The sequence below is a fragment of the Microbispora sp. NPDC049125 genome (genome assembly GCF_040802045.1).
Taxonomy (GTDB): domain Bacteria; phylum Actinomycetota; class Actinomycetes; order Streptosporangiales; family Streptosporangiaceae; genus Microbispora.
The window spans coordinates 1-1,769 of the sequence record NZ_JBEZDW010000110.1; the positions used below are offsets into that span (position 1 = coordinate 1).

A 1,769-nucleotide genomic window follows, 5' to 3' on the forward strand; every position below is an offset into this window, starting at 1 on the left:
GCCGGTGTCGATCGGGCGGATCTGGCGGAGCTGATCGGCCGGGCGGTGGCTTCTGTTCCGGGGTCTGAGGATTCCGGTTCGGCGGTGGGTTCGGGGCCTGGCTCGGTGGCAGGTGTGGTGTCGCTGGTGGCTCTGGCCGACCACGCCGACCATGCTGGCCAATCCGACCACGCCGGCCAGGCGGGCCACGCGGACCAGGCGGGCCAGGCGGAGCGGGGTGGTCGGGCCGGTCGGGGTGATGGGGCCGGGGTGCTCGGCGGATCCGGTGTTCCTGTGGGTGTGGCGGGGACGTTGATGGTGGTGCAGGCGTTGGGTGATGCCGGGGTGGGGGCCCCGTTGTGGGTGCTGACGTCGGGTGGGGTTGCGGTGGGCCGGGCTGAGCGGCTTGGCGATGCGGGTGCGGCGTCGGTGTGGGGGCTGGGCCGGGTGGTGGGGCTGGAGCATCCGGAGCGGTGGGGCGGTCTGATCGACGTGCCCTCCCAGCTGGATGAGCGTGCCGGAGCCCGCCTGCTCGCCGTGCTGGCCGCCAACACCACTGTCTCCGCCTCCGGCACCGCCCAGGCTTCCGGCACCGTATCCGGCGCGGCCCTGGCTTCCGGATCGGCCCTCGTCTCTGGTGCCGCGTCTGGTTCTGCTTCCGGCACCGCCCCGGCTTCCGACACTGCCCCTGCCGCTGCCTCGGCGTCCGCGTTTGGTGGTGGGTCTTCGGTGTTGGTTGGTGAGGATCAGGTTGCGGTGCGGGCGTCGGGGGTGTTCGTCCGGCGGTTGGTGCGTGCTGGTGGTTCAGGTTCGGGGGTGGGGTGGTGTCCGCGGGGGCGGGTGCTGGTGACGGGTGGCACGGGTGCGCTGGGCGGGCATGTGGCCCGCTGGCTGGCGGTCAACGGGGCCGATGAGGTGGTGTTGACCAGCCGCCGCGGCCTGGACGCCCCTGGCGCGGCTGAGCTGGTGGCGGAGTTGGAGGGGCTTGGGGTCTCGGTTGTGGTGGCCGCGTGTGATGTGGCCGACCGGGATTCGCTGGCCGGGGTGGTGGCGGCGTATCCGCCGGATGCGGTGGTGCATGCGGCTGGGGTGCTGGATGACGGGGTGCTGGATCAGTTGTCTCCTGAGCGGTTGGAGCGGGTGTTCCGGGCGAAGGCGGCCGCGGCGGTCCATTTGCATGAGTTGACCGGTGAGCTGGATGCGTTCGTGGTGTTTTCTTCGCTGGCGGGGTCGTGTGGGTCGCCGGGGCAGGGCAATTACGCGGCGGCGAACGCTTTCCTTGACGCGTTGGCGCAGGTGCGGCGTGCTGCGGGGTTGGCGGCGACGTCGATCGCGTGGGGGGCGTGGGCTGAGGCGGGGATGGCCGCTGATGAGGTGGTGGAGCGGCGGATGCGGCGTAGCGGGGTGGCGCCGATGGCGCCGGAGCTCGCGCTGGCCGCGATGCGACAGGCCGTCGCCGGTGACGAGGCATGCCTCGCGGTGGCCGACATCCGATGGGACCGCTATGTCGAGGCGGGAATGTCCGGCCCGCTGGTCAGTGATCTCCCGGAGGTGCACGAGCTCGTCACCGCGGCGACGGAGGCGCGGAGCGAGCCGTCATGGCTGGCCCGGTTGGCTGAGGCGTCGCAGGTGCGGCGGCCTCGGTTGGTGCTGGGGTTGGTGCGGGCCGAGGTGGCGGGGGTGTTGGGGTTCGGGTCGGCTGATGAGGTGGAGCCGGGCCGGGCGTTCAAGGAGTTGGGCTTCACGTCGTTGTCGGCGGTGGAGTTGCGTAACCGGTTGAACGCGGCCAC

General features: G+C 72.1%; 1 protein-coding gene. It reads left to right on the forward strand.

Annotation, left to right across the window (positions count from 1 at the left end):
• Nucleotides 1–1,769: beta-ketoacyl reductase (locus tag AB0B72_RS40195; protein ID WP_367745058.1), on the forward strand; the 1,769-nt coding region annotated here is incomplete at both ends.